A 21,447-nucleotide genomic window follows, 5' to 3' on the forward strand; every position below is an offset into this window, starting at 1 on the left:
TATATCTGTTTGTATCATATCAATATTTAGAGGAGCTGTGCACTGTGAAAGAACAAATCAGACAATTGATTGAACAAGCATCGACAATCATCATTCATCGGCATGAACGCCCGGACCCTGACGCGCTAGGCAGTCAGTTTGGATTACAGTTGGTTTTACAAAATCGATTTCCCGAAAAAACAGTGAAAGCGGTCGGCGAGATGGCAAGCTCACTTGCATTCATGGGGGCGCTTGATTCTGTGGAAGCAGCGGAGTATAAGCAGGCACTCGTCATCGTCCTGGATACAGCTAATCAAGGACGGATTGATGGAGCGGAAGCGTTGAATGGTCAGCAAACGATTAAAATCGACCACCATCCGGACGAAGATCCCTATGCCGACGTTCAAATCGTTGATACAACCGTCAGTTCGACGTCGGAGCTGTTGGTCCATCTCTTAAATGAATGGGGCTATGAAATCCCGGCGGCAGCAGCGATTCAATTTTATGCAGGGATCGTCGGAGATACAGGTCGTTTTCAATTCAGAGGCACGACAAGCCGGACGTTTTCCGTCGCAGCGCAACTGCTCGATACGGGAATTGATACGGATTGGCTCTATCGAAACATGTACCAGACGGAACTGGTCGCTTTACAGTTACAAGGTTATGTGTTGCAACATATCCAGTTGACGAAAGCGGGTGTCGGGTATGTCGTGTTGACACAGGATACATTGGCGACATTCGATGCGACCGTTGAACAAGCGTCCCTTCTCGTCAACAGCTTTGCAGGTCTGAAAGGCTTAAAAGCATGGGCATTGTTCCTTGAAACAGACAAGGAAGTTCGTGTCCGTCTGCGTTCGAAAGGACCAGTCATTAATGAGGTAGCCAAAGAATTTAATGGTGGCGGACATCCGATGGCATCGGGTGCGACGATCAAAGATTTGACGGAAGTGGATACGGTCGTCTCCCGTTTGAATGAAGTGGCAGAAGCCTTTACGTTCTAATAGAAAAAGGCTGCTCGCCATCATCCTGTTTCGGATACATGGCGAACAGCTTTTTTTAGCATCAATGAGTGGAAGCCTCTTCTTGGGGGATGAACCAAATTCCCCGTTCTGTGTGATCTTCAATGACGTTTAATTCAAGTTCTTTAACGGACTTACGGATTTTTTCAGCGATTTCTTCAGTCTCGGTAAATGCGGTTACCCCTAATTTCAGTTGTTCTACTTTTTCGCGGGCAATCTGGCTACGGTTTAAAATCATGGCAAACTCTCCTTCCGTTCAAGTCATGATGTTCTCTTTTTATTGTAGCGAAAAATGATGGGGATGGCGAGACTGAGAAGCGCATAGATATGAAACTTCTGAAAACGTTTCATTTATAACGAAATATAACCAAATGAGGATGGAGGAAAAAGAATGATCCAACTAAATGTCCGTACAGCATACAGTCCGTTGCAAAGTACGATTCGGATGGATCGTTATCTGGATGAGGTCAAACGACGCGGCTTTTCAGCTGCAGCCATCTGTGAGACATCTTTGACAGGAGTTCCGGCGTTTATGGCAGGTTGTGCGCAACGGGAATTGACTCCGATTGTCGGATTCGAACAAGTCATAGAACCGGATGAACTCACGATTCTGTGGTATGCGAAGACGAGTCATGGACTAAAAGCACTCTACCGACTTGCTAGTGAGATGCCTGTGGACGACTACGCGGAACTGATCGCCGTCCTGGAACCGAAACGACAAGCTCCGGAAGATGAAGCACGCTTACGGCGTCTCGTCGCCCAGTGGATGGGGTCAGCGCACAAAGCGACGATTTTTCTCGGCGTCAAGGCGGTCCGTTCGACCGTTGAACGCGACAGCAGGGAACAGTACCGTCAAGCGGCGAATGCCCTTGGGATCGAAACGATTCCGATTGATCCCGTTCGTTACCTCTTTCGTGAAGAGGTAGAAGCATTTCAAGCTTTACGTGCGATTGACGAAGGGTCGACGTTCGCTGAACAAAAAATCAATCGGTTGGCTCACTTTAAACTAATGGAAGAGTTACACGAACAGTTTACTGATCGGGAACTACGATTGCTGAAACAATGGGCAGAATCGCAGGAGACATTGACGTTGCCTTTTCAATCGCGTCCTCTCCCGCAAGTGACGAATGATTCGAATCACGTGCTGAACCGTTTGGCGCATGATGGCTTACTGGCACATGGTCACACCGGGGAAGAAGCGACAAAACGGTTGAAGTATGAGCTTGAAGTCATTGAAAAGACAGGATTTGCTGACTACTTTTTGATTGTCGAAGACTTAGTACGCCATGCGAAGGTGAAAGGAATCCGTGTAGGACCCGGACGTGGATCGGCCGCAGGATCGCTCGTCAGTTATGCCCTCGGGATTACGACCGTTGATCCTCTGAAGTACGGTTTGTTATTTGAACGTTTCCTGAATCCAGAGCGGATTTCGATGCCGGATATCGATATTGATATCGAAGATGAGCGGAGGGAAGAAGTGCTTGAGTACCTGGTCGAGCGGTACGGAAAACAACATGTCGGTCAGATCGGAACGTTATCGACTCTTGGAGCGAAAGCCGCATTACGCGATGTCGCACGGGTATTAGAGTTTTCTAAAGATGAAACGGACGCGGCAGCAAAACAGTTGGGAAAGGTGACGACGTTACAAGGCCTTGAACAACAGGCATCGATCTACCGTTGGTTCTCGGGCAGTGAAAAACGACGCCAACTACTGCAACTTGCGCAAGCAATTGAAGGATTACCAAGACAACGTTCGATTCATGCCGCTGGTGTCATCATTGGGTCAGATGAATTAATCGAGACGACACCGGTTGATTTGAACGCAAGTGGACGATTCGTCACACAATATTTAATGAAGGCAATCGAACAACAAGGATTGCTGAAGATTGACTTATTAGGGTTACGGAATTTAACACGGCTGCGTCAGATGGAACAATTGATTCAGCATACGTCCCCCGATTTCTCGGTGGAACGGATACCGGACGAGGACAAAGCGACGTTACGATTATTCGCGAAAGGGGAGACGGATCAAATTTTCCAATTTGAATCGGCCGGGATGAAGCAGACGTTACGGGAGGTCAAGCCAAGCCGGTTCGAGGATTTAGTCGCGACGATGTCACTATTCCGTCCGGGACCGATGAAATTCATTGATCTCTATGCGAAACGAAAAGCCGGTCAACCCTATCAAATGGTACATCCGATTTTAGAAGAGATTTTAGCAGCGACGTACGGCGTCATCGTCTATCAGGAACAAATCATGGAGATTACACGCCGGGTCGCCGGATTTACATTAGCACAGGCTGATCTGTTACGACGGGCAATCTCGAAAAAAAGTAGTCAGTCTGTAGAAGCGGAAAAACAGCGTTTTATCGAAGGTGCGGTACAAAATGATTTTGATTTAACGGTCGCCGAAACGTTGTACGATCAAATCGAACGGTTTGCCGGATATGGGTTTAACCGTAGTCACGCCGTGGCGTATACGAAAATCAGTTATGCCCTCGGATACATGAAGGCCCATTATCCACAAATCTTTTCATTGGTATCGATCGATCAACCGGAACGTCTCGTGCGTGTCATGCGGGAAAAACGCCTTCCGGTACTGCCGCCTGATATTTGGATGTCGGATTACCGTTCGGCATTAGAAGGTAAAGGAATCCGGCTTGGGATTCAAACACTTCGGGGAATCACGGAAAAAGACTTTCAGACGTTACGGGAAGCGGCCAAAACCTCGCAGACAATCACACAATTGTTGTCAGCGGTCGGGTGGGGGAAAAAAGAACGAACGAAGATTGAACTTTTGTTATACAGCGGAGCGCTCGATCGTGCGACTCATGGAGACCGGGGGCAGGCGGAACAGGAAGTCCTTGATTACTTTACGATGGCGTCGAATACACTTCTTCCGGATGAACTCGCAAGCCTCGGACGAAGAAAGACAACGGCACAAACGAACCGGACAGCGACGGACTGGGCACGCCTTGAGCGCGAGTCGCTCGGGTTTTGGTTGACCTATTCTCCGTTGATGACCGCAATGAAGCCGCCGGTTGAGACGACGCATTTCCAAACGGTTTCCCTTGAAGGAAATCAAACCAATTATCTGGTCTGTTACATTGAGCAAATCCGTGAATTTAAAACAAAACGTGCCCAGACGATGGCGGTCATGCATGCCGTTGATGGATATTCGACGGAAGAAGTCGTCGTTTTTCCGCAACAGTATGCAGCGTTTAAACGTTCGTTGTATATCGGAAACGTCTTGTTGATTGAAGTGAAGGTACAAGAACGCGAAGGCAATCGTCAATTCGTCCTAGAACGGTTACGTCCTTTAGGGCAGGATGTGTTATTCGTCAAACTATCGTCTAAAAATGATCTCGCTGTTCTTGAACGGATGCTCGAAACCGTCCCCGGCGATATTCCGGTCGTCGTTCGTTATGCTGATACGAATGAGACCAAATCATTGCCTGGAATATATGCCGTTCAACAGGAAGAGGAATTGATGGCGCAGCTCCGAATCCGATTCGGGGAAGCGAATATCATCCTGAAAAATGTCCCTCGTTCGAACTAGTAGTAGGTAATAAGATTTGTTATAATAAGGGGTAATTGGTCTGACCAATGACCGCCGGAATAAGGAAATGACGCATGCGTCAGGAAGGTGGTGCTGTACCAATGGAGAAAAAGCGGAATGCTTTTGAAATGAATATTTCAGCAATCAAAACGATGATCGAACAGGATGGTTTTGTGCCGGGAGATCGAATTCCATCAGAACGTGAATTGGCAGAACGACTGTCGATTAGCCGTCCGTCCGTCCGCGAAGCACTTCGGACGTTAGCCTACCTCGGAATCATCGAGACGAGGCACGGGGGAGGTAGTTTTCTTTTAAACCGTGATGACCATACCTATATTCAGATCATCGCACAATTTTTAGTGACCGGCGATTCAAAGTTTGAAGATTTGGCAGGAACACTTCGTTTGCTTGAACAGGCAGCATTTGTTCAACTCGCAGACGTGTCCATTCTAGAAGCTCACGTCGATTCCGACGCGGTCTTTCGTGAAACGCTGATCGCTACAATCGATAACGATTTGTTTGAGCGGATTTGGCGGCAAGTGAATGCCTTCTATCAAAGTTTTGGTCAAGGGGAGCTCTATACGCGAGCGGAACGGGAAGCTTTTCTAAAACGCTCGTAGGAACCACAAGGGGGAACTAACGTGCAAGCATTTTTTCGAAAACCTAAAAAATTTGTCACTTTGACATCAAAAGAACAACGGGTCGATGTACCGGTTGGTTTAATGACTAAATGTCCGAAGTGCAAACTGATCCAATATACGAAACAACTCGAAGCGAACTTAAAAGTCTGTGCCTGTGGTTACCATCATCCACTGACAGCTACCGAACGATTTGAACAATTGTTTGACGCTGGAACGATTACGTATTTTGATTTACCAGCAGTGAAGGCAGATCCACTCGATTTTCAGGATTATCCGGAAAAGCTGAAAGGAGATCAAGTACGGACAGGGCTTGAAGAAGCGATTGTTTGTGGTGTGGGTCAAGTGAATGGATATCCGCTTGTAGCCTGTGTCATGGATGCACGTTTTCGGATGGGCTCAATGGGGGCGGCAGTCGGAGCTGCGATTGCAGAAGCCATCCGTTACGCAACAAAAGAACGGTTGCCCGTGACAATCTTTTCGGCTTCAGGTGGAGCACGGATGCAAGAAGGAATGGTCAGCCTGATGCAGATGGCGAAATCGAGCTTATTCCTGAAACAACATTCGGATGCAGGGCTATTGTATGTTTCCTGTATGACGCATCCGACGACAGGCGGAGTATCGGCAAGTTTTGCCATGTTGGGTGATTTTAATATCGCAGAACCCGGTGCCTTGATTGGCTTTGCCGGCCGTCGGATCATTGAACAGACGATTCGTGAAAAATTACCGGAAGACTTCCAAACGTCAGAGTTCTTACTGCAGGCGGGACAACTCGACGATGTCGTATCGCGACACGACTTGAAAACCTACTACACACGTATTCTGATGATGCACTCGGAGGGAACCAATCATGCAACCATTTGATCAACCAGTAATCGCATTGCGCGAAAAAATATTAGAACTGCACGACATGGCAGAGACGCAAGGGCTTGATTTTAAAGAAGAACTGAATTTATTGGAAGAACGGCTACGTCGATTAGAACTCGATATTTACGGGAATATGAAAGCGTGGAACCGTGTGCAACTGGCACGGCATCCGGAACGTCCGACGACACTCGATTATGTTCGTCTGATCTGTGACGATTTCATTGAACTACATGGTGATCGGCACGGATATGATGATGCGGCGATCGTTGGAGGGATTGCGATGCTGAGTGGTCAAGCCGTGACAATCATTGGTCATCAGCGAGGAAAAGATACGAAGGAAAATATTCGCCGGAATTTTGGTATGCCCCATCCTGAAGGCTATCGAAAAGCGTTACGCTTGATGCAACAAGCGGTGAAGTTTAATCGTCCGATCATCACGTTTATTGATACGAAAGGCGCGTATCCTGGCCGGGCAGCGGAAGAACGAGGGCAAAGCGAAGCCATCGCGAAGAATCTCTTTGAAATGGCTGGAATGCCTGTGCCGATTATTTCAATCGTCATCGGTGAAGGCGGATCGGGTGGAGCACTTGGAATCGGTGTCTGTGATCAGCTGCTGATGTTAGAGAACTCCACGTATTCCGTCATTTCACCTGAAGGTGCAGCTGCTCTTCTTTGGAAAGATGCCAGTCTTGCTGAAAAAGCGGCAGAATCGATGAAAATTACGGCGCCGGATTTACTTCGACTCGGAATCGCGGATGGCATCATCTCTGAAGTCATCGGTGGAGCGCATTTAGATGTTTCATTACAGGCCGATAAAGTAAAATCTGTTCTAGAACAAAAACTTGCCCAACTGACCCGTTTGACACCAGAACAGTTAATCGAGAAGCGCACAGAAAAATATCACCAAATTGGCACATAACCTGCATGTAATCGCTATCATGATTGGCATTCCTTATTTCGTGATGGGATGAACAAACTGCTGTAGAAAGTTTATGCAGTCTGCCCTGTTGTAAAACAACAAAACTACGTGCTATTTTAGACTAAGATTAATGGAGAGGTGATTAACGTGAGTTTGAAACGGATTGCTGTTTTAACAAGTGGAGGCGACGCACCAGGCATGAACGCTGCAGTGCGTGCTGTAACACGTAAGGCGATTTTTCATGGACTGGAAGTATTTGGCGTCTATAACGGATATCAAGGTCTGATTAACGGAGATCTCGTCCAATTGAACCTAGGTTCAGTCGGTGACATCATTCAACGAGGCGGAACATTCCTTCGTTCTGCACGTTGCCCAGAGTTCCGGACAGAAGAAGGACGTGCGAAAGCTGTCGTCAATCTGAAGAAATTCGAAATTGATGCACTCGTTGTCGTTGGTGGTGACGGGTCTTATCGTGGTGCTCAAAAATTGACGGGACTTGGTTTCCCGACAATCGGTCTCCCGGGAACGATTGATAACGATATTCCAGGTACGGATTACACGATTGGTTTCGATACAGCACTCAACACGGCACTGGAAGCGATTGATAAGATTCGTGATACAGCGTCGTCGCATGAGCGGACGTATGTCATCGAAGTCATGGGACGCGACGCAGGGGATATCGCTCTCTATGCTGGATTAGCTGGCGGAGCGGAATCAATCTTGGTCCCTGAACGACCAGAAGATTTAAAAGAAGTCCTAAACCGGATTCAAAGCGGTGTCAATCGTGGTAAAAAACACTCGATCGTCATCGTGGCAGAAGGTGCCGGACGTGCGCAGGATGTTGGAGACGAGATTGCCAAAGAGACCGGACTTGATACACGTGTCACAGTATTAGGTCATGTTCAACGTGGTGGTGCGCCGACAGCTGCTGACCGTGTATTGGCAAGTCGAATGGGTGCCTATGCAATCGACATCTTGCTTGAAGGTAAGCAAGGACGTGTCGTTGGTGTACGTGGTGGCAAGATGATTGATCTTGATATCGATGAGGCGTTGGACGAAAACAAACACGAACTGGATCTTGAAATCTTAGAGTTGTCAAAACAACTATCAATCTAAGATAGACCGATTATCAGTCGGAGTAGAATAGGTTTTATTGGCATTGTGATTGAACAGCCAAACATTGTAGGAGGTTTATGGAATATGCGCAGAACTAAAATTGTATGTACGATTGGACCGGCGTCAGAAAAACGTCTTCCAGAAATGATTGAAGCGGGTATGAACGTTGCTCGTCTTAACTTCTCACACGGTGACTATGAAGAACACGGTGCCCGGATCACGGACATCCGCCGTGCAGCGGAAGAAGCAAACAAATTAGTCACAATCCTTTTAGATACAAAAGGTCCTGAAATCCGCACGCATACATTTGAAGAAGGCAAAGCCCTTCTCGTACGCGGCAAACAAGTCATCGTCGTCAGCGGTGACGCAAACGAAATCGTCGGAACAGCAGACAAGTTCTCTGTGACATATGATGGTTTATATGATGATGTCGAAGTCGGTTCGATGATCATGTTAGATGATGGGTTAATCGGACTTCGTGTCGCAGAAAAACTCGAAAACCGTGAACTCCTTTGTGATATCGAAAACGAAGGAATCATCAAAACGAAAAAAGGTGTTAACTTACCAAACGTAAAAGTTAACTTACCTGCTTTGACAGACAAAGATATCGCAGACATCGAGTTCGGAATTCGTAGCGACATCGATTTGATCGCTGCTTCATTCGTTCGTCGTGCATCTGATGTCGTTGCCATTCGTCAATTGCTCGAAAAACACAATGCAAGCCACATTAAAATCTTCCCGAAAATTGAAAACCAAGAAGGTGTCGATAACATCGAAGAAATCATCGCGATTTCAGACGGTCTGATGGTTGCACGTGGTGATCTTGGAATCGAGATTCCGACGGAAGAAGTTACACCAACACAAAAAGATCTCATCAAAATTTGTAATGATTACGGTAAACCGGTCATCACAGCAACGCAAATGCTTGACTCGATGCAACGTTTCCCACGTCCGACACGTGCAGAAGCATCAGACGTCGCGAACGCGATTCTTGATGGAACAGATGCGATCATGCTTTCAGGTGAAACAGCAGCCGGGGATTACCCGATTGAATCTGTTCAAATGATGCACACGATCGCAAAACGGACAGAAAAAATGCTCGACTACAAGATGCTCCTGAAAGATCGTCAAACACGCAGTGAGCACACTGTGACGGATGCAATCGCTCAAGCCGTTACGCATACAGCCATCAACTTGGACGCTAAAGCAATCTTGACACCGACTCAGTCTGGTTACACAGCTGCCCGGATTTCAAAATACCGTCCAGAGTCAAACATCGTTGCCGTCACACCGAGCGCGCGTGTTGCACGTCAACTCAATATCGTTTGGGGTGTTTACCCGATTGTTGTCGACCATTTGTCAGACAACACGGATGATATGTTGACACTTGCTGCTGATACAGCAAAAGAAGCAGGATTTGTTACAGACGGTGACCTCGTCGTCATCTCTGCAGGTATCCCGGCTCTTACAGCAGGTACAACAAACATGTTAAAAATCCACATCGTCGGTAAAGAGATCACAAACGGTCGCGGAATCGGTGAACGTGGTGTCGTTGGCGAAGTCGTCATCGCGCATACAGCTGAAGAAGCAAACGCAAAAGCAAAACCAGGTATGATTCTTATCACGAACTCAACGGATCGTGACATGATGCCTGCAATCGAGATGGCTGCAGCAATGGTCACAGTAGACGGCGGATTGACAAGCCATGCTGGAATCGTTGGTCCTTCACTCGGTAAACCGGTTATCGTCGGTGTTGAAAATGCCATGACAATCTTCACAGATGGTCAACGTATTTCAATCGATCCTTTAACAGGTAAATTGTACAACGCATAATCAATGAAACGGATATGGCAAAAGCCATATCCGTTTTTTCAAATCGGGGGTTTGCACATGGAAGCCTATCTTTTTTTGATTGGTCTCGTGTTGATTGGTGTCATCGCTCAAAATAAATCGTTGATCATTGCAGCTGCTTTTTTGCTCATCATCAAAGCGATTGGTCTCGACGGTCGCCTGTTCCCGTCCTTACAGGCGAAAGGCATCACATGGGGAGTCACGTTGATCACGGCGGCGATCCTAGTACCAATTGCAACGGGAGACATCGGATTTAGAGAGCTGCTGAATAGTGTACGGGGACATATCGGTATCATTTCATTTTTAGCAGGAATTTTTGTTGCAATCATTGCAGCCCACGGCGTTGGTCTGATGAAAGAAGATCCGCTCGTCACGACTGCACTGCTTGCTGGAACGATATTGGCCGTCGGACTGTTTCGAGGTGTACCGGTTGGTCCGTTGATCGGAGCAGGAATCGCAGCTCTTGTCATTGGAATGTGGGATATCATCGTCAAAGCAATCAGTGGTTAAGTGATGTAACGATAGTGAAGTGAATTAATTTTTTGATAATAGTATGCAAGTTCGTTCACTTTTTGGTTAATTTTGTTTATACTAAGGACAGAAACAAGATGGTCTATTCAAGAGCAAACGGTTCGGCGTGGGGAACGACTCTTGCGTAGACGTCTTTTTTTCAATACGGAAATGAAAGCGTTTTAAATTTCTGGGGGAAAAAAAGGGGGATTTTTGTATGACACAAACAAAAGGTTTAGAAGGAATCGTCGCGACAGCATCGAAGATCAGTTCGATCATTGATGGTCAGTTGACGTATGGTGGGTATACAATTGATGATTTGGCGGAGCACGCCTCATTTGAAGAAGTGGTCTTTTTACTTTGGAATGACCGCTTACCAAAAGAAGACGAACTGAAGCAACTTTCAGAAGCTTTGATTTCTGAAGCAACAGTCGCACCAGCAGTCCTTGAGACATTAAAAGTGGCGCCAAAAACCGCCAACGCGATGTCAGCCATTCGTACTGCTTTATCACAACTCGCATTATACGATGAATCGGCTGAAGATATGTCGACAGAGGCGAATTACGCTAAAGCCATCAAACTCCAAGCGCAGATTGCGACACTCGTAACAGCGTATGCACGAATCAAAAAAGGCCAAGAGCCGGTTGCACCGAAAGCAGGACTTTCATACGCAGCGAACTTCCTCTACATGCTGACAGGCGAAGAGCCGACAGAAGTAGCAGAAAAAGCCTTTAATCAAGCGCTTGTGCTGCATGCGGATCATGAGCTGAACGCTTCGACGTTTACAGCACGTGTCTGTGTTGCGACATTATCGGATATCTATTCAGGCGTCACGGCTGCGATGGGGGCACTCAAAGGTCCACTTCACGGTGGAGCGAACGAAGCCGTCATGAAAATGTTGCTGGAAATTGATTCAGTTGAAAAGGTTGACGAGTATGTTCATAATAAACTTAAGAACAAGGAAAAAATCATGGGCTTCGGTCACCGTGTCTACAAGGACGGCGATCCACGTGCGAAGCACCTCCAGGAGATGAGCCGTCAATTGACAGCTCAAATCGGAGAACCGAAATGGTACGAGATGTCAGTCAAGATTGACCAAATCGTCCAATCGGAAAAAGGATTGAAACCGAACGTCGATTTCTATTCGGCTTCGACGTACCATGCACTTGGACTTGATACGGAATTGTTTACACCAATCTTTGCCGTCAGTCGTATGTCAGGTTGGTTAGCGCACATTTTAGAGCAGTATAGCGACAACCGCCTCATTCGTCCACGCGCCGATTATATTGGTGAAACACACCGGACATACGTGTCCATGAACGAACGTTAAAAAAGACGGAGAGGAGAAATCCTCTCCTGCTTTTTGATGACATCAATCATATTCAAGGGGGATTTTACAAATGGCTACAATTCAAGGCGAAAACATCACAGTAACAAACGGGACACTTAACGTACCAAATGCACCAATCATTCCTTTCATCATCGGTGATGGCACTGGACCTGATATCTGGAATGCTGCAGTTCGTGTCTTTGACGCTGCTGTCGAAAAAGCATACAACGGTGAAAAGAAGATTGAATGGAAAGAAGTCTACGCTGGAGAAAAAGCCTTCAACAAAACAGGCAACTGGCTTCCGGAAGAAACACTTGACCTGATTCGCGAACACATCATCGCGATCAAAGGACCACTCACGACACCGGTCGGCGGCGGAATCCGTTCGTTAAACGTTGCGCTTCGTCAAGAACTTGATTTGTATACATGTCTTCGCCCGGTCCGTTACTTCACAGGTGTTCCTTCACCGGTTAAACGCCCAGAAGATACAGACATGGTCATCTTCCGCGAAAACACAGAAGATATCTACGCTGGGATCGAGTATGCGTCAGGCAGCGAAGAAGCACAAAAATTACTTAACTTCCTGCAAACAGAGATGGGTGTCAACAAAATCCGTTTCCCTGAAACGTCTGGTCTCGGAATCAAGCCGATTTCTAAAGAAGGAACAGAACGTCTTGTCCGTGCAGCGATTGAATATGCACTCGAAAACAAACGTGCTTCATTGACGCTCGTTCACAAAGGTAACATCATGAAGTTCACAGAAGGTGCATTCAAAAACTGGGGTTATGAACTCGCAGAACGTGAATACGCAGAACATGTCTTCACATGGAACCAGTATGACCGAATCAAGGATGAAGAAGGTGCTGACGCAGCAAACAAAGCACAGTCTGAAGCAGAAGCAGCAGGCAAGTTGATCGTCAAAGATTCGATTGCTGATATCTTCTTACAACAAATCTTGACGCGTCCAAAAGAGTTTGATGTTGTCGCAACAATGAACTTGAATGGTGATTACATTTCAGATGCTCTTGCAGCACAAGTCGGTGGAATCGGGATTGCACCTGGTGCCAACATCAACTACATGACAGGTCACGCGATTTTCGAGGCGACTCACGGTACAGCACCGAAATATGCAGGACTTGATAAAGTAAACCCATCTTCTGTCATTCTTTCAGGAGAAATGATGTTCCGTCACCTTGGATGGAATGAAGTCGCTGACTTAATCATTCAATCGATGGAAAAATCAATTGAAAACAAAGTCGTCACGTATGACTTCGCACGTCTCATGGATGGTGCGACAGAAGTGAAATGTTCTGAATTCGCGGACGAACTCATCAAGAATATGTAATTTAATCTTGACTAGGGGGACTGGACAATGAATCGACGGAAAAAGATTTCGGTCATCGGGAGTGGATTCACAGGGGCAACAACAGCACTGTACCTTGCTCAAAAAGAGTTAGGGGATATCGTGCTCGTTGATATGCCGCAACAGGAAAACGCGACCAAAGGAAAAGCACTTGATATGCAGGAAACAGCACCGATTCAAGGTTTTGATGCCTGGATCAACGGGACATCGGATTATCAAGACATCGAAGGATCTGACATTGTCGTCATCACGGCGGGGATTGCCAGAAAACCCGGGATGAGTCGCGAAGATCTTGTCAGCACGAATGCAAATGTCATGAAAGCCGTTACGAAAGAAATCGTGACCCATGCACCGGAATCCATCATCATCGTGTTGACGAACCCTGTCGATGCGATGACATATACCGTCTTTCAAGCATCCGGTTTTCCGAAAGAACGCGTTATCGGCCAGTCCGGTGTATTAGATACAGCACGTTTTCGGACGTTCGTCGCAATGGAACTGAATGTCTCCGTTAAGGATATTTCCGGATTCGTGCTCGGTGGGCACGGGGATGACATGGTTCCCTTGTTACGCTATTCCTATGCAGGTGGTATCCCACTGGAAAAACTGATTTCACCTGAACGATTAGCGGCCATCGTTGAGCGAACACGTAAAGGTGGCGGCGAAATCGTCCAGTTACTTGGAAATGGCTCGGCCTATTATGCACCGGCAGCGGCCATTGTTGAGATGGTGGAAGCGATTCTAAAAGATCAGCGGCGAATTTTGCCGGCGATTGCCTATCTCGAAGGAGAGTACGGATATGAGGACTTGTACCTCGGTGTTCCGACTATTCTTGGGGGAAATGGTGTTGAACAAGTGCTCGAGTTGGAATTGACGCCAGATGAGAAGCAAGGTCTGGATCGGTCTGTTTCAACGGTTCGTTCCGTTCTTGCGCTTCTGTGAAGCAATGATTTTTAAAAGTATGATGTAAAGGTGAGTTCGATTAATAAATCGGTCTCATCTTTTTTGTGTAGTTTTTTTGAAGCAAACTAAAATCAATGAAGGGGAGGTGACTTTGCTTGAGTTTCCTCTTTTTGTAAAAAACATGTAGCATGAATGCTACTTATTTAGGGTAAACGAATAAAGTACGCTATTTTTGAAAATTCAAAGGGGGAACCATCATGCGCGCTGTCACTTATCAAGGTACAAAAAATGTCGAAGTGAAAGATGTCCAGGATCCGTCGATTGAGAAGAACGATGATATCATCGTCAAGATTACGTCTACTGCTATCTGTGGGTCAGATTTGCATATCTATCAAGGAAACATGCCGGCGAAAAAGGATTATGTCATTGGACATGAACCGATGGGGATCGTCGAAGAAGTAGGCCCTGACGTGACGAAGGTCAAGCGGGGCGATCGGGTTGTCTTACCGTTCAACGTTGCGTGTGGTCATTGTTTCTACTGTGATCACGATATGGAGAGTCAGTGTGATAATTCCAATGGGAACCCACACGTCGATACAGGCGGCTATTTTGGATTTACGGAAGAGTTCGGCGGGCATCCCGGTGGACAAGCAGAGTACTTAAAAGTCCCGTTTGGAAACTTCATGCCGCTCGTCGTTCCTGAATCATGTGAACTGGAAGACGAAGCGTTGTTGTTTTTGTCGGATGTTATTCCGACAGCGTACTGGAGCGTCATCAATTCAGGGGTCAAAAAAGGGGATACCGTCGTCGTCTTGGGGTCAGGACCTGTCGGATTGATGACACAGAAATTCGCCTGGATGCAAGGAGCAAAACGGGTCATTGCGGTCGATGAACAAGTGTACCGTCTGAATCATGCGAAGATGACGAATCGGGTCGAGACCGTCAACTTACAAGATCATCAGGAAACCGGACAATATTTAAAAGAACTGACACAAGGCGGGGCGGACGTCGTCATTGATTGTGTCGGATTTGACGGGAAGATGTCCGCGCTTGAAAAAGTGGAACAGAAGATCGGGTTACAAGGCGGAACATTGAGTGCAATCAATATCGCCAAAGACGCTGTCCGGAAATTCGGAACGGTCCAACTGACAGGGGTCTATGCCAAAAAATACAATCAATTCCCGCTCGGTGATTTCTTCACCCGAAACATCACGTTGAAGATGGGGCAAGCACCGGTCGTCCATCTGATGCCGGAATTGTTCCAAAAAATCATCAATCAGGAATTTGATCCAACCGATATCATCACCCATAAAATTGATTTGGAGCAGGCGGCTCATGCCTACCAAACGTTTAATGATCATGCTGATGGATGTATCAAAGTCATCTTGAAACCATAATGAAAATCATACAAAAAGACCGCTTCGAATCGAAAGCGGTCTTTTGCATGAAGATATTTCTTTTGATTTATCCGATACGCGTCACAGATTAAAAGAACAGGACGGGCCAAAGGAAACCAACGGCCAAACCAAGCAGAAGACCTACAAAGACCTGGAACTCGGTATGTCCAACCAATTCGTTGAGCAACGGTGTTTCGTGGCGGATTCCTTTGAAGTAATCATTCAGCAGTTTGGCTTGAAGACCAACGGCTTGGCGGACTCCGGTCGCATCATACATGATGATGACGGCGAAAATCGCAGCGAGGGCAAACAGCGATGAGCTAAAGCCTTCTTGAAAACCAATTACGACAGCCAGTGCGACGACAGTCGAACTATGTGAACTCGGCATGCCGCCTGAGGCAAACATGATTTCAAGATCAAATTTCTTTGTCTTAATTAAACCGGTGACGAGTTTTGCGGCTTGGGCGATGAACCAAGCGGTGATTGCTGCAAATAACGGGTTATTCCATTCCATATCCATTCCTCCACATGATGACGATATGTAACTGTTTCCCCAATTCCTCCATTTCAACACGGGAAACTACTGGAAGAACGAGTCCGACCTTAAAGATTGTGTAAAGAAACGACGGAAAGATTTGTGGTTTAGTAGTGAAAGTCGTTAAGATGAAGACAGAAGAAGTGGATTCCACGGAATTCCTCATTCAAAGATGAAATGCGCTGAGGAGGCCAACTGTCTTGAAAGATAAAATAATCGTTGTCGATGATGAACTCTCGATTGCCACACTTTTAAAGTTTAATTTAGAGCAAGCCGGTTTTATTGTTGAAACTGCCCATGATGGTATGACGGGTCTGAAGTTAGCGGAGAAACAAGATGCTGCGTTGATCGTCCTCGATCTCATGTTGCCGGAACTGGATGGACTGGAAGTCTGTAAACGACTGCGCCAACAAAAAATCAATACACCGATTTTAATGCTGACGGCAAAAGATGATGAGTTTGACAAGGTACTCGGTCTGGAGCTTGGAGCAGATGACTATTTGACGAAGCCGTTTAGTCCGCGTGAAGTTGTGGCACGTGTCAAAGCCATCCTGCGCCGGATGAACCAGCAAACCGTTGCGGAAGAAGTGACGGATGGGACAATCTTGATTGGAGACGTCAAAATCGTGCCGGATAACTACGAAGCATTCAAAGCGGAAGAGCGACTCGAATTAACACCAAAGGAATTTGAACTGTTGGTGTATCTCGCGAAAAATAAGGGACGTGTCTTGACGCGTGACCAGTTATTGTCCGCCATTTGGAATTATGACTTCGTCGGGGATACACGGATCGTTGACGTCCATATCAGTCATGTCCGTGAAAAAATCGAACCGAATACGAAAAAGCCGATCTACATTAAAACGATTCGAGGATTAGGTTATAAGATGGAGGAGCCGAAAGCGGAATGAGTAAATACCGCAAACGATTCATTCTGAAAATGTTGTCTTTTATCAGCCTAGTATTAATCGCACTGGGCTTTTTGCTTGGACAATCATTTAAAGATTTTTATATCAATAATGAAAAAGAAAAATTAGTGGATGAGACTTCACTGGTGGAGACGATTTTACGGGAGCGGACGGTTCCGGATATGGCAGCATATGTCGATAAAATGTATGCCGAATCGAATTTCGACATGATTTTATTTAATGGTCGTGGGGAAATCATTGCCGGAACTCCGGTCGATGTCACGAAGCTGAACGTGCGGGCCATCAATTTTTCTGCCATTCCGAACGATGGAACCTTCGAATCGAAAGTCGATGAGACGAGTCTGCAATATACGAAACCTGTCCTGACGGCTGACGGCGGGGAAGTCTACATCAGTTTCATCCGCTATACAAAAGATTTGAACATGATTTATTCGCGGATTTGGACCGTCATCATCTTATCTCTTCTGACTTCGCTTTGTATTATTTTCTTCGCTGTCTACAGTTCGACAAAACGTTTTTTACGACCGATTGCGGAAGCGACAGAAGTCTTATACGAGTTGTCACACGGGAACTATAAATCACGTGTCTACGAATTGACTGCACCGGATGAATCGAGAGATCTCGGGAAATCCATTAATCTGTTGGCCCGGAACCTAGAAAATGCGTCTTCCGGCGAAGCGATGCAACGGGCGCGGCTTGAGTCTCTGATTGAATACATGGGGGCCGGCTTGATGTTGATTGATGAAAAAGGCTATGTCTTGCTTGTCAATCGAACATACCGCGAAATGTTCAATATCTATGACCAATCGAACGGACAGTTGTACTACCGGGTCTTACCAAATGAAAAGATGAGTCAAGTGATCGAAGATGTCTACCTGACGGAAAAACCAAACCGGAAACAATCGAGTGTCCGATTTGGTTTGAACAGTCGGACTTTCATGGTCAGTGCAGCACCGATTTTCGGAAAAAACGGACGGGTCCAAGGGACGACAGTCGTATTTAACGATATTACAGAGATCAAAAAGCTCGAACAGATGCGCAAAGACTTCGTCGCAAATGTCAGTCATGAGTTAAAGACCCCACTGACTTCCATCAAAGGATTTGCCGAAACACTACTCGATGGAGCGCAAGACGTACCGGAAATCAGGGAACAGTTCCTGAACATCATCCACGATGAATCCGAGCGGATGCAGACACTGGTTGAAGATTTACTTGAACTGTCGCGTCTTGAGCAGGACAATTATCAGCTGGAGACGACGATTGTCGACGTCACAAGCTTACTTCGTGAAACAGCAACGCTGTTACAACGAAAAGCAACGGAAAAGCAGATGACGATTCACCTCGAAACAGAAGAAGAAGTGTTTATCCGTGCAGATTTAAATCGTTTGAAGCAAGTCGTCGTCAATCTTGTAGCAAACGCCTTGAACTATACGCCGAACGGTGGGAATGTCTGGATCAGTCTAGAGGACGGGGAAGAAGCCGTCATGCTCCGCATTAAGGATGATGGGATCGGGATTCATCCGAAAGAGATGCAACGGATTTTTGAAAGGTTTTACCGGGTGGACAAAGCACGAAGCCGGAACTCGGGCGGGACAGGTCTTGGTCTGGCGATTGTGAAGCATATCATTGATCTCCACCATGGAACGATTGAAGTCGAATCTGAAGAAAATGTCGGGACAACCTTTACGATACGTTTACCCAAAAAGGGATGAGGATTCATATTCCCTTTACAGAAGGATCGTATGCTTAAAGTACCTTCTTCATCATCTGTGCCTCGACTGGTTCAGCTCCCATGTCGGGACACGCAGTGGCGACTGGCTTTTTAGCTGGTCGTCTTTTTTTGTCTGCTTTTTTAGCGAACAAATGTGTGTAGAGTGATACAATAAGAACAGAAAATCTTCCAAAGGGGCGTAGATGATGGAAAATAAACTTTTATTGATTGATGGAAACTCACTGACGTATCGTGCTTTTTTTGCGTTACCACCGATGACGGATGCGCAAGGACGCAACACGAATGCTGCTTACGGTTTCACGATGATGTTGTTGAAATTACTTGAAGAGGAACAGCCGACACACATGCTCGTCGCATTTGATGCATCGAGCGAAACGTTCCGGCATGACGTATATCAAGAATATAAAGGAAGTCGTGAAAAGACACCTTCCGAGCTTCGGGAACAGTTTCCGATTGTGCGGGACATCTGCGAAGCGTTAGGCATTCAAATGATGGAACTGCATCGTTATGAAGCGGATGATCTGATTGGTACATTGGCACAAACGATGCCGGCTGATCGAATCCGAATCGTGACGGGAGATAAGGATTTACTTCAACTCGTGACGGATCAGGTCGAAGTGTTGATTACGAAGCGTGGCATCACAGACGTTCTCTGTATGACAGAAGAATTATTTGCCGAAACTTATGGTGGACTGAAGCCAATCCAGATGATTGATCTGAAAGGGTTGATGGGTGATAAATCCGATAACATTCCAGGAGTGCCGGGAATCGGTGAAAAAACAGCCATCAAATTGATTTCTGCGTATGGATCCGTCGAAGGTCTGTACGAGCATGTCGAAGACTTAAAAGGGAAACAAAAAGAAAAAGTCGTCGCAAATGAAGAATTGGCTCGATTGTCGAAAGAACTGGCGACCATCAAGTTGGACGTTCCACTCGATGTGACACTCGACGATTTACAAATCAGTGACGTCGATACACAAGTACCGTATTCATTGTTCCAATCACTTGGCTTTAAGTCCTTGACGAACCGGTTTGCTCCGGTCGTCGAAGAAGCGGATAAAGAACAGTTAAACATCCAAGCGATTACTTCGCTCCCGTCAGATGTGACAGACGCTGTTTTGGTCGTTGAACAACTGCGTGAAGATTATATGGAAGAAGACATTATTGGATTCGGTATCGCAACGCCGGATCAAATTTATGTCGCTTCATCTGAACTCGTCAATGATCCGGCATTCCGTGACTGGATTGAATCAGAACATCAAAAAATTTGTCTGGATGCGAAGCAAGTTGCGTTTGCTTTACGTAAACACGGGTTAAAATTAACGGCATATGATGACTTGTTACTCGCCGGTTATTTATTGAACTTGAGCGGAGGGACCACCCTGGCTTCGATTGCCGGACATTACATGCTGATGGCACCAAACGAAGAATCCGTTTTAGGGAAAGGTGCAAAACGTCTTGCTCCGGCAGACGAGTTGTTGCATCCTTACTTGGCGGAAAAAGCGCGCATGATTGAACTGTTGTTCCCGAAAGTCAAAGAAGAACTGAAGGCAAACCAGCAGTTTGAATTATACGAAACGCTGGAACGTCCATTATCCGGCGTGTTGGCAGAAATGGAATGGACCGGAATTCGCGTCGACGTTGGAACACTTCAGGAGATGCAAACAGATTTGGCCGGACGTCTACATGATTTAGAACAACTGATTTACGGAGAAGTCGGAGAAGAGTTCAACATCAACTCGCCGAAACAACTCGGCGTCATCTTGTTTGAAAAACTTGAATTACCTGCCTTCAAGAAAACGAAGACCGGTTATTCAACAGCGGCCGATGTACTTGAAAAACTTCGTCCGTTACATCCGGTCATCGACCACATCATGTTATACCGGGAATTACAAAAACTGCAATCGACGTATGTCGAAGGGTTGCAGAAGGTCATCAAGGAAGATGGGAAAATTCATACACGATTCGCCCAAACGATTGCTCAGACGGGACGCCTCAGCTCTGTTAACCCGAACTTACAAAACATTCCGGTCCGGATCGAGGAAGGTCGGAAAATCCGCAAAGCGTTCGTTCCGAGTGAACCGGGCTGGTCCTTGTACGCCGCCGACTATTCCCAAATCGAATTGCGGGTCATGGCGCATATGTCGGAAGACAAAACACTTGTCCAAGCGTTCTTGGACGATGCCGATATTCACACACAGACAGCGAGCAGTGTCTTTGGTGTCGCACCCAATGACGTCACAGGTAATATGCGCCGTCAGGCCAAAGCCGTCAACTTCGGAATCATTTACGGCATCAGTGATTACGGTTTGTCACAGAACTTGAATATCTCACGTAAAGAGGCGCAAGACTTCATTGACCGTTACTTTGAATTGTTCCCGCAAATCAAGTTGTTCATGGATGCCGCCATCGAAAAAGCACGTATGAACGGTTTCGTCGAAACATTGATGAATCGTCGTCGGAATATTCCCGATATCAATTCGAAAAACTTTAATTTACGCGGTTTTGCAGAACGGACGGCCATTAATACACCAATACAGGGTTCAGCAGCCGACATCATCAAAAAAGCAATGCTCGATGTTCATGCAGCACTGGAAGCATCTCCGCTGCAGGCTCGTCTGTTACTACAAGTACACGATGAATTGATCTTTGAAGCGCCGGATGAAGAACTGGATGCACTGAAGACGCTAGTCAAACAAGCCATGGAACAGACGGTTCACTTATCTGTACCATTACGCGTTGATGGGGATGCCGGTCATTCATGGTACGAAACTAAATAAGAAGTTGTCAGAGGAGGAAGTAA

The 21,447-nt window shown here is 46.4% G+C and carries 17 protein-coding genes; 15 read left to right on the top strand and 2 right to left on the bottom strand.

What is annotated here, in order from left to right; genetic code table 11:
* Positions 1 to 44: 44 nt before the first annotated feature.
* Positions 45 to 980 (top strand): DHH family phosphoesterase, encoded by a 936-nt coding sequence (locus P402_RS0105200; RefSeq protein ID WP_026827735.1) that lies wholly within the window; start codon positions 45 to 47, stop codon positions 978 to 980.
* 61 nt (positions 981 to 1,041) lie between these two features.
* On the opposite strand, the gene P402_RS0105205 is transcribed toward P402_RS0105200, so the two are convergent.
* Entirely contained in the window at positions 1,042 to 1,236 is a 195-nt protein-coding gene (locus P402_RS0105205; protein ID WP_026827736.1) for a hypothetical protein, read from the bottom strand.
* A gap of 153 nt (positions 1,237 to 1,389) precedes the next feature.
* Between P402_RS0105205 and dnaE the strand changes: the two genes are divergently transcribed.
* From dnaE to P402_RS0105260, 11 genes are all read left to right on the top strand, one after another.
* The gene (gene dnaE / locus P402_RS0105210) at positions 1,390 to 4,557 is read left to right on the top strand and encodes a DNA polymerase III subunit alpha (protein ID WP_026827737.1); all 3,168 of its coding nucleotides are present in this window, start codon (positions 1,390 to 1,392) and stop codon (positions 4,555 to 4,557) included.
* A gap of 74 nt (positions 4,558 to 4,631) precedes the next feature.
* A complete protein-coding gene (locus P402_RS16260) occupies positions 4,632 to 5,177 on the top strand; it encodes a FadR/GntR family transcriptional regulator (RefSeq protein WP_235188824.1) in 546 nt (181 codons plus the stop codon).
* A 21-nt stretch (positions 5,178 to 5,198) separates the two neighbouring features.
* Positions 5,199 to 6,059, top strand: a complete 861-nt coding sequence (gene accD / locus P402_RS0105220) for an acetyl-CoA carboxylase, carboxyltransferase subunit beta (RefSeq protein ID WP_026827738.1) — start codon at positions 5,199 to 5,201, stop codon at positions 6,057 to 6,059.
* On the top strand, positions 6,046 to 6,981 hold the full coding sequence (locus P402_RS0105225; protein WP_026827739.1) for an acetyl-CoA carboxylase carboxyltransferase subunit alpha: 936 nt from the start codon (positions 6,046 to 6,048) through the stop codon (positions 6,979 to 6,981). Before accD ends, P402_RS0105225 begins: the two co-directional genes overlap by 14 nt.
* A 153-nt stretch (positions 6,982 to 7,134) precedes the next feature.
* Positions 7,135 to 8,097, top strand: a complete 963-nt coding sequence (pfkA, locus tag P402_RS0105230; RefSeq protein WP_026827740.1) for a 6-phosphofructokinase — start codon at positions 7,135 to 7,137, stop codon at positions 8,095 to 8,097.
* A gap of 84 nt (positions 8,098 to 8,181) precedes the next feature.
* A complete protein-coding gene (gene pyk, locus P402_RS0105235; protein ID WP_026827741.1) occupies positions 8,182 to 9,930 on the top strand; it encodes a pyruvate kinase in 1,749 nt (582 codons plus the stop codon).
* Positions 9,931 to 9,981: 51 nt separating this feature from the next.
* Positions 9,982 to 10,458, top strand: a complete 477-nt coding sequence (locus P402_RS0105240) for a DUF441 domain-containing protein (protein ID WP_200868731.1) — start codon at positions 9,982 to 9,984, stop codon at positions 10,456 to 10,458.
* A gap of 217 nt (positions 10,459 to 10,675) precedes the next feature.
* Positions 10,676 to 11,788, top strand: a complete 1,113-nt coding sequence (gene citZ, locus P402_RS0105245) for a citrate synthase (protein WP_026827742.1) — start codon at positions 10,676 to 10,678, stop codon at positions 11,786 to 11,788.
* Between the two features lie 70 nt (positions 11,789 to 11,858).
* Positions 11,859 to 13,133, top strand: a complete 1,275-nt coding sequence (icd, locus tag P402_RS0105250; protein WP_026827743.1) for an NADP-dependent isocitrate dehydrogenase — start codon at positions 11,859 to 11,861, stop codon at positions 13,131 to 13,133.
* 27 nt (positions 13,134 to 13,160) lie between these two features.
* On the top strand, positions 13,161 to 14,093 hold the full coding sequence (mdh, locus tag P402_RS0105255; protein WP_026827744.1) for a malate dehydrogenase: 933 nt from the start codon (positions 13,161 to 13,163) through the stop codon (positions 14,091 to 14,093).
* A gap of 218 nt (positions 14,094 to 14,311) precedes the next feature.
* A complete protein-coding gene (locus P402_RS0105260) occupies positions 14,312 to 15,451 on the top strand; it encodes a zinc-dependent alcohol dehydrogenase (protein WP_026827745.1) in 1,140 nt (379 codons plus the stop codon).
* An 88-nt stretch (positions 15,452 to 15,539) separates the two neighbouring features.
* On the opposite strand, the gene P402_RS0105265 is transcribed toward P402_RS0105260, so the two are convergent.
* Positions 15,540 to 15,971 carry a divergent PAP2 family protein gene (locus tag P402_RS0105265; protein ID WP_427374138.1) on the bottom strand — a complete coding sequence of 144 codons (432 nt, stop codon included), beginning with the start codon at positions 15,969 to 15,971 and terminating at the stop codon, positions 15,540 to 15,542.
* A gap of 215 nt (positions 15,972 to 16,186) precedes the next feature.
* Here P402_RS0105265 and P402_RS0105270 point away from each other — a divergent pair, with 215 nt between their 5' ends.
* The 3 genes from P402_RS0105270 to polA all read left to right on the top strand — a co-directional run bounded on the left by P402_RS0105270 (position 16,187) and on the right by polA (position 21,424).
* Positions 16,187 to 16,894 (top strand): response regulator transcription factor, encoded by a 708-nt coding sequence (locus P402_RS0105270; protein ID WP_026827747.1) that lies wholly within the window; start codon positions 16,187 to 16,189, stop codon positions 16,892 to 16,894.
* Positions 16,891 to 18,624 carry a two-component system histidine kinase PnpS gene (gene pnpS, locus P402_RS0105275; RefSeq protein ID WP_026827748.1) on the top strand — a complete coding sequence of 578 codons (1,734 nt, stop codon included), beginning with the start codon at positions 16,891 to 16,893 and terminating at the stop codon, positions 18,622 to 18,624. Before P402_RS0105270 ends, pnpS begins: the two co-directional genes overlap by 4 nt.
* Before the next feature lie 202 nt (positions 18,625 to 18,826).
* The gene (gene polA / locus P402_RS0105280; RefSeq protein WP_026827749.1) at positions 18,827 to 21,424 is read left to right on the top strand and encodes a DNA polymerase I; all 2,598 of its coding nucleotides are present in this window, start codon (positions 18,827 to 18,829) and stop codon (positions 21,422 to 21,424) included.
* The last annotated feature ends 23 nt before the right edge of the window (positions 21,425 to 21,447 follow it).

The sequence above is a fragment of the Exiguobacterium sibiricum 7-3 genome (assembly GCF_000620865.1).
Classification (GTDB): domain Bacteria; phylum Bacillota; class Bacilli; order Exiguobacteriales; family Exiguobacteriaceae; genus Exiguobacterium_A; species Exiguobacterium_A sibiricum_A.

What these genes read in the sequence shown, in the direction of transcription:
- polA (WP_026827749.1), top strand. Translation starts at nt 18,827, where the DNA reads ATGATGGAAAATAAACTTTTATTGATTGATGGAAACTCACTGACGTAT.
- P402_RS0105225 (WP_026827739.1), top strand. Translation starts at nt 6,046, where the DNA reads ATGCAACCATTTGATCAACCAGTAATCGCATTGCGCGAAAAAATATTA.
- pyk (WP_026827741.1), top strand. Translation starts at nt 8,182, where the DNA reads ATGCGCAGAACTAAAATTGTATGTACGATTGGACCGGCGTCAGAAAAA.
- citZ (WP_026827742.1), top strand. Translation starts at nt 10,676, where the DNA reads ATGACACAAACAAAAGGTTTAGAAGGAATCGTCGCGACAGCATCGAAG.
- dnaE (WP_026827737.1), top strand. Translation starts at nt 1,390, where the DNA reads ATGATCCAACTAAATGTCCGTACAGCATACAGTCCGTTGCAAAGTACG.
- pnpS (WP_026827748.1), top strand. Translation starts at nt 16,891, where the DNA reads ATGAGTAAATACCGCAAACGATTCATTCTGAAAATGTTGTCTTTTATC.
- P402_RS0105205 (WP_026827736.1), bottom strand. Translation starts at nt 1,236, where the DNA reads ATGATTTTAAACCGTAGCCAGATTGCCCGCGAAAAAGTAGAACAACTG.
- P402_RS0105265 (WP_427374138.1), bottom strand. Translation starts at nt 15,971, where the DNA reads ATGGATATGGAATGGAATAACCCGTTATTTGCAGCAATCACCGCTTGG.
- icd (WP_026827743.1), top strand. Translation starts at nt 11,859, where the DNA reads ATGGCTACAATTCAAGGCGAAAACATCACAGTAACAAACGGGACACTT.
- P402_RS16260 (WP_235188824.1), top strand. Translation starts at nt 4,632, where the DNA reads ATGCGTCAGGAAGGTGGTGCTGTACCAATGGAGAAAAAGCGGAATGCT.
- P402_RS0105260 (WP_026827745.1), top strand. Translation starts at nt 14,312, where the DNA reads ATGCGCGCTGTCACTTATCAAGGTACAAAAAATGTCGAAGTGAAAGAT.
- mdh (WP_026827744.1), top strand. Translation starts at nt 13,161, where the DNA reads ATGAATCGACGGAAAAAGATTTCGGTCATCGGGAGTGGATTCACAGGG.